The 6,805-nt window shown below is 46.4% G+C and carries 6 protein-coding genes; all 6 read left to right on the top strand.

All coding sequences use genetic code 11. The features are described 5' to 3' along the window. Nucleotides 1-508, top strand: a 508-nt coding sequence (locus tag MHN01_RS12110) for an ABC transporter substrate-binding protein (protein WP_239411586.1), incomplete at its 5' end; no start/stop codon positions are given. A gap of 1 nt (nucleotide 509) precedes the next feature. Beyond that, nucleotides 510-1,532: a type VI secretion system-associated FHA domain protein gene (locus MHN01_RS12105; RefSeq protein ID WP_239411585.1), complete on the top strand. Its 1,023-nt coding sequence runs from the start codon at nucleotides 510-512 to the stop codon at nucleotides 1,530-1,532. Between the two features lies 1 nt (nucleotide 1,533). Then, on the top strand, nucleotides 1,534-2,007 hold the full coding sequence (gene tssJ, locus MHN01_RS12100) for a type VI secretion system lipoprotein TssJ (RefSeq protein ID WP_239411584.1): 474 nt from the start codon (nucleotides 1,534-1,536) through the stop codon (nucleotides 2,005-2,007). Nucleotides 2,008-2,013: 6 nt separating this feature from the next. Then, nucleotides 2,014-3,336 carry a type VI secretion system baseplate subunit TssK gene (tssK, locus tag MHN01_RS12095; protein WP_239411583.1) on the top strand — a complete coding sequence of 441 codons (1,323 nt, stop codon included), beginning with the start codon at nucleotides 2,014-2,016 and terminating at the stop codon, nucleotides 3,334-3,336. 11 nt (nucleotides 3,337-3,347) lie between these two features. Beyond that, nucleotides 3,348-4,490 carry a type IVB secretion system protein IcmH/DotU gene (gene icmH / locus MHN01_RS12090; protein ID WP_239411582.1) on the top strand — a complete coding sequence of 381 codons (1,143 nt, stop codon included), beginning with the start codon at nucleotides 3,348-3,350 and terminating at the stop codon, nucleotides 4,488-4,490. 5 nt (nucleotides 4,491-4,495) lie between these two features. Beyond that, on the top strand, nucleotides 4,496-6,805 hold a 2,310-nt coding region (locus MHN01_RS12085), incomplete at its 3' end, for a type VI secretion protein IcmF/TssM N-terminal domain-containing protein (RefSeq protein ID WP_239411581.1).

Genomic DNA, 6,805 nt, shown 5'->3' with positions numbered 1-6,805 from the left:
GATCACTATGACCGATTGGGATCGGGCGCAGATATTGGTTGAAGTGGGAGAGCATCATGGTTTCTTTCTGGCTTCACAAAATGCAATTCGTGACAGTTATGCCGATTTTTCCCAGCCTGTACTTAACCAGGTATGGAGCTGGTTCAGCCTGTCTGATTCGATTGATACCGAAAGTGAAATGTTCAAGAAAGAGGCTGTAGTTACGGCGATTTTTGGTTCGAACAAGTGGTTCTGGTTACACAAGTCGGGCTATCGGGTAGAGAAAAAACCGCGTCACCCGAGCACTCTGATAGAGCTACTGTTGACTGGTGAAGTCGGGGCAGTGCTTGCCAATGAATTTGTGATGAAAGAGGCGATTGAAAGTCTGGGGATCAGCCATCGCGCGATCACTCGTATCGCTGTTAAGGAAAAGCCTCTAGGGGTATATTTTTCAAAGAAATTTACCAAGCAGTACCCGCTGTTTGTCGGTGAGTTTAACCAAGCCGTTGGTCTGTGTAAGGAGAGGTAATATGCCATTATCACTAAGAATTATAAGCTCTCCTGATGGAGAGCCCATTTCGGAATGGACTAAGAATTTCCCTGAAGAGGGGGGAAGCATTGGACGTTCCTATGGTACCACTATGCAATTGTCAGATGCATCGAGGACTATCTCGGGTACGCATGCAATTATTAACCGTGGAAGTCGCGGCTATCAGATAATGGATGTCAGTACTAACGGACTGTTTATTAATGGCAATAACCAGCCGCTGGGAAAGGATAACAGTTCTAGCCTTAGTGATGGTGATGTCCTGGACCTTGGGCAGTATCGGATAATGGTATCTTGTTTTGTGCCGGAGCGTGCGCAGAGCAAACCTTCCGTTGCTGCAGAGTCATCATATCTAGGAGACTGGGCTGATGATCCTTTTGGCAGTGAGTGTCCTGTAAAGGAACCACCTGTGCAGGGAGAAGCAGTACGGCAGGAACAAAAGCTGTCATTTTCCGCATTTGCTGATTCGACATTATCGGAAAATACGACAAATGTTGAATTGGATCCTTTCGCCGATATGGAACCGGAAGTGCTGCCGATAGTTGAGCATATGCATATTGATCAGCTCAAAGATGACAGTTTTGATGATGACCCCTTTTCCGATGAACAGTCTGAGCTGCTCGCTTCAGTTCCGTTTGTAACCGGTATTCGACCAGCTCAGGGCAGTTCTCTGACCCAGAGCTCGACAAAATCCGAACCCGCAGCCCTTCCGTCGGTTGGAATGGATCCTCAGCAACTCCTGATGATGCAGGCAAGGCAACAGGAAATGATGATTCAGGCTGCTGAAATGGCGCTTGGCAGGCTGATGGACGAGATGGCTCCGACCAACCTTGAAGAGATGTTCAAAGATTTGGTTCGGCCCGGTTTTTTTAGCCCTAAGCCGGACTATTGGGAAATGTATAAGCGTTATTTCCTTCGCCAGCAGGACAATCAAGAATGGCAGTTAAAATTCAAAGCCTATTTCAGCGAGAGTTTACGAATTAAACAATCCCTCGGAGAACAGTGATATGGCAAAAAAGCTCTTTATGGTTCTTAGCGTTTTCCTGCTCAGTGGATGCAGTTATTTAGCGTTTTGGAAGGACGCAACGCCATTACAGGTGATCGTCAATATTGAAGCCGCCAATAATATCAACCCGAACATTGATGACTTGGCATCTCCGCTGGAAGTACGTATTTACCAACTTCAGGATAGTGAGGCCTTTAATCAAGCCAGCTTTATTGATTTGTATAACGATGATCAGGGGGTGCTTAAGGCAGGACTGCTCTCTAAGCGGAACCTCGACAGCTTGCTTCCCAACGAAGAACGTCAGGTGGTCATTCCGTTGATTCCCGAGACGGAGTATATCGCAATAGTGGCGGCCTTTGCTGATTTTCGTGAAGCCAAGAACAAAGCGATTCTCCAGATCATGCCCGGGGTGCCTGTTGTGATTGACGCCAAGGTTGATGGCATCAGTGTAAGTATTACCGGTAAAGAGGACTAACCAAAAATGGATAAGAAAAAAGTCGTTTGGTCTGAAGGTATGTTCCTTAGCCCGCAGCATTTCCAGCAACAAGAGCGCTACCTTGAAGGCTTTGTAAAAGACTATCGTGATTTGATGATCCCAAACCGTTTTGGTCTGGTGGAGCTAGAGCTCGACAGTGCGTTAACTAATATCGGAAAAGTCGGTATCAAGCGGGCGAAAGGGTTATTCCCTGATGGTACACCATTTTATGTACAGAATGGTTTAGCGCTTGAAGTGCCTCCCGGGACGAACGACAAACTGGTCTATCTGGCACTGCCTATTTACCGTTCTGGCGTAGTGGACATTGGCAACCAGCAAGACAAACACCGTCGTTATCATCGTCATGATCATAATGTATTCGATACCAGCAGAGAGCAGAGTGAAGCTCTCCAGCTTGAGTTGGCTTGCCTAAATATAGAGTTGAAGCTGGAAGGGGATGATCTGCAGGATTATACCGTTGTTCCTATTGCTCATGTAACCGAGCATAAGGCGGACGGTGAGGTCGCCCTGAACAAAGCCTTTATTCCTGTTTGTCTGCATTTTACGGTATCTGACTACCTGCAGGATAATGTCAATGATATCTACGCTCAGATGCAGTACCGGGCACGTAGTATATCTCAACGCCTTCAGGTTGAATCTGGCAGTAAAAGTCATCAAGCCCTGATTCGTGATTATTTGTGGATGCAGGCGCTGGGGCGCTGGTTGCCAACTGTTAAGTCCTGGCTCGATACCGGCACAGTAGCTCCGCAGGATATCTATCATGAATGCCAGAAAATTGTTGGTGAGATGCAGGGGCTGGAAGGAAATATGCCTCAGGAATACGGACGCTGGGAGCATGGCCGCCTTTATGCGCTGTTTGCAGACTTGTTCTCTGATATCAGGATTTTACTCCGTGAAGTGCAGCTCGACAGTCTAACTACCCTAGTATGGGATTCGAGCTTATTTGAAAAACGTCGTTTGCTGCGGACTCTTGTTCAGGATCGTGCACTGTTTAATGGCGGGCGTTTTGTCTTGGTGGTGTCGTCAGAACTTGGGTCGATAAAGCTTAGTGATCAATTTCCACTGGCGAGTAAGTTGGCAGGAAATAGTTCTATTGCTGATCTAGTCCGTAATGCGCTCTCCGGTGTGCCGTTACGAACGCTTCCGGTTCCGCCGTCTGAACTAAAAGCGCGCAGTGATGCTGCATATTTTGAGATAGATACTCAGTCACCACTATGGCGAGAACTTATTCAGAAAGACGAACCGATCGCTTTGCACATTGATAGTCGTATCGGTGATGTTGATATTGAATTTATTGTGATTCGCTAGGAACTAAATGCATGACATCATTATTTAATGAGCAAGAGACGATAGCGATCCGCCGCCCCGATCCAGTTCGACAGGCAAAGCCGGAAGAGAAACTTTCGCCACTAGACTTAAGTGGTACCGAAAAGCTGATTGAGCAGTTGGCAATTTACCGCAACCCGCTGTTAAATAACGCAAGTGAGCTGCTTTCATTATTAGTCAGTTTGCCGCGCCAGGGATCGCCGCTCGATATCGATGGGTTCCGTCAGCAGTTGCTTGATGCTATTGCAGACTATAAACAACGAGGGCTGTTTCTGGACTACCATCCGAGTGTTATCGAAAAAAGTTGTTTTGTAATCTGTGCTGCATTCGACGAAACGATCCTTTATACCAGTTGGGGGGAGAAGTCGCGTTGGGAGAATCACTCTCTGCTGAGCAAGGTATTTAATCAGCGTGATGGCGGTGAGGTTTTTTTCCACCTACTTGATCAGGCCCGTCGCCAACCAGCAAAGCTGGTGGATTTTCTTGAGTTGCAATATGTGCTGATCATGTTGGGTTTCCTTGGGAAATATCGCCATTCCGAGCGCCAGAAAATTAATGAGCTTAAGTCTGAGCTGTATACGATTATTCGTTATTACCGTGAAGAGTCAGTATTGCTTGTCCCTAAAACGCCAGAGTTGCCGGAAGTGAAAAAGCCTTGGTGCTTTCTCAGCGCGGCAAAGTTGTTGTTCATAACTCTATTGGTACTCCTTGGCTCGTATATTTTTTCAGAGTACTGGTATCACAACCGAAGTGAAGCAACCTTGTTGGCATTTAGCTCGCTGAAGATGGAAGGGTTTGACCATGGCTCTTCAAGCAAGGATTTGGTTTATGTCAGTACTGATGAAGATTTGGGGCTGGCTAAAGCTGACAAAGAACAACAGCCTCAGCCTGAGAGTGCTACCCCTCCAAAGGCTGGATGGGAGGTTTTACTCGCTGGATTTGCTGAACGTGCCGATGGCGAGCGACTAGAAAAAGACCTCAAAGCTGCAGGTTACCCTGTCGAACTACATGATGTAGCCGATGGTACTGAGCTTATCGTGCCGAATCAGGCGGATATGACAAAAGCTAACCTTCTGAAAAATGAATTAAATGTTCGCTTTGGCCTTAATGCAACTGTTCGTCGAAATAGGCAGTAATAACAATGATGAAACTAAACAAGCCATTACTTTTGCTGTCGATAGCTCTGTTTGCTTGCTTTGGCGCAGCATGGCTATGGATTCCCGTTGATCCGGAATCGGATCCTGTATACAAGTCTGCTATTTTGCTGGGGATTTTGGTTGCGGCGCTACTGGCATTGGTCTTTTGTTATCGACCAGTGCGATCCAAAGAGAAAGACAAACAGCACGAGCAATCCATTTTATTTAAACAGGATGTCAGAACGATTCGTCTGTTGTTCAAGGCGGCGGTTAAGCAATTACACGGAATCCGTGGCAATAAGCTGAAAAGTATATATGACTTGCCTTGGTATGTGCTGTTGGGCGGAGAAAATGATGCCAAGAGCAGCCTATTGCAGCAAAACAACCTAGAACCCGTATTACATCGCTCTATTGGTGAAAGCGATACCGATCAATATATCCGTTTTTGGAGCAATGATGATGCTGTTGTTATTGAGGTCGGCCATCGTTTGTTTGACAGCGAAGGCATTGACGAAAGCCTGTGGCGTGAGCTGGCTAAACAATTGCTGAAGTACCGCCCAAGACAAGCTCTGAATGGAGTGATCAGCGCCATTGCTTGTGATCAGTTTTTGCAATGCGATAAGAAAGCTCGCCTTGTTCTTAGTACCAATCACCAGGAGGCGATTCTTCAGCTCGGCGAACAAACTGGGTTGGTACTGCCTGTTTATCCGGTATTTACAAAAGCAGATACGATTTCTGATTTTGTTAATTTCTTTGCCAGCTACTCCGGTCGTGATGTTGAAAACCCATTTGGCGTAACTTTCCCCATTGGAGAGACGCATCATTTTGAGTCACATAAGCTTGATCTGTCGTGCCAGGAGATTCTGAAGAATTTGGTCCAGCAGCAATTTCAGCTGTTGCGTGAAGCTCGCAAAGATGAAACAGACTCTGTCATCGCATTACCCTATCAGCTGTCAGTATTTTTTGAGCGGGCAAGTGAACTGCTTACAAATATAGGCCGAGAGAACCGAGTTCGTCAGGCTGTCTGGTTACGCGGGATGTATCTGGTAACCACTGGGCAAAAAGGAATGATTTATGACCTCCTGACACAGCTAGTGGCCGATAAAGCTGCTTTTAATGCGGATATAACCCATTCCCAACCACCCGGTCGCAAGAATCTATTTTCGAGCAGGATCTTCAGTCATGTCATCTTGCCTGAAGCTGATATTGTCGGGGTGAATACTCAGCGTCATTATGGCTATCTAGCTGCTCGATGCGCTCTTGTCTGTGGTTTGGTTGGGGTGATTGCCGTTTTTGGCCTGCAGCTTCGAGATAACTGGAATGATGATGAAGCATTCAGGAGTAAAGCTGTAACAGAGCTGAGCCTGTATAGTAGCGATGTTAACAGGCTACAGGAAGGACACAATGGCCTTGCAGAGTTGATCCCTGTTCTCAATGAATTACGGGTTGTCGATCAGCAAGGTTCAAAGCCGCTTCACTGGTATCAAAAAGTCAGTATTAAGCAAGAAGATACGGCGGAGCAGATCCGTCATGTATATCAGCAGCAGTTACAGTTGTTCCTTCTGCCTGAGATTGCCGATCTTCTGAGTAGCGAGTTGTATGTTTACGTGAGCTTGGGTAACCCTAGTAAGGTGTTTGAGCTGCTGCGCTATTATCAAATGCTGTTTGATGCCAAGCGTCTTGATCAGGACGAAATGATTAATTATCTGGTTGATACTCTTGACGAGCAGGGTGAGATCTCTGCGGATAGTATTAATCAGCTTAGTTTCTTGATGACAGATCTTTTTGGCAGTGACTATAGTCATGCTCTTGAGCCTAACGAAGAATTGATTTCGATAGCGGTTCAGAATCTCGAGGGTCTGTCTCCTGAGCGCCTGATCTATGCCCGAATCAAGACGTTGCCAGAGTACCGTAACCGGGTGGATGTGCGTCGACAGTTGGGTGACAAATTTTCATCGATGTTCCGCTTCAAGTCAGGTTTTCATGGCTACTTGTTACCTGAGCTTTATACCCGCCAGGGCTTTTCAAAAATAGATTTATCAGTTAAATCTCGATTGTTGAAAAAACAGCTTGAAGAGTTCAAGTCTATTCAGGGTGATATGTCCGGCGCATCGGTTGCAGAGCTTACCAAACTCAGCAAGAAAGTGCAGCGACTCTACTACTCCGATTATATTTACCAGTGGAAAGAGCTGGTAAAGAATATTGAGATCAAAGAGTTTGGCAGTATGACGGATCTGGCTTATGCGGTAAAAGCTGTTCGGGATCCGGCCAACAGCCCTTTGATTGATGTACTGGATGCGGTGGTCATCAATACC

The organism is Photobacterium sp. OFAV2-7, assembly GCF_022347985.1.
Taxonomy (GTDB): Bacteria; Pseudomonadota; Gammaproteobacteria; order Enterobacterales; family Vibrionaceae; genus Photobacterium.
This window is presented reverse-complemented; position numbering and strand designations above follow the sequence as displayed.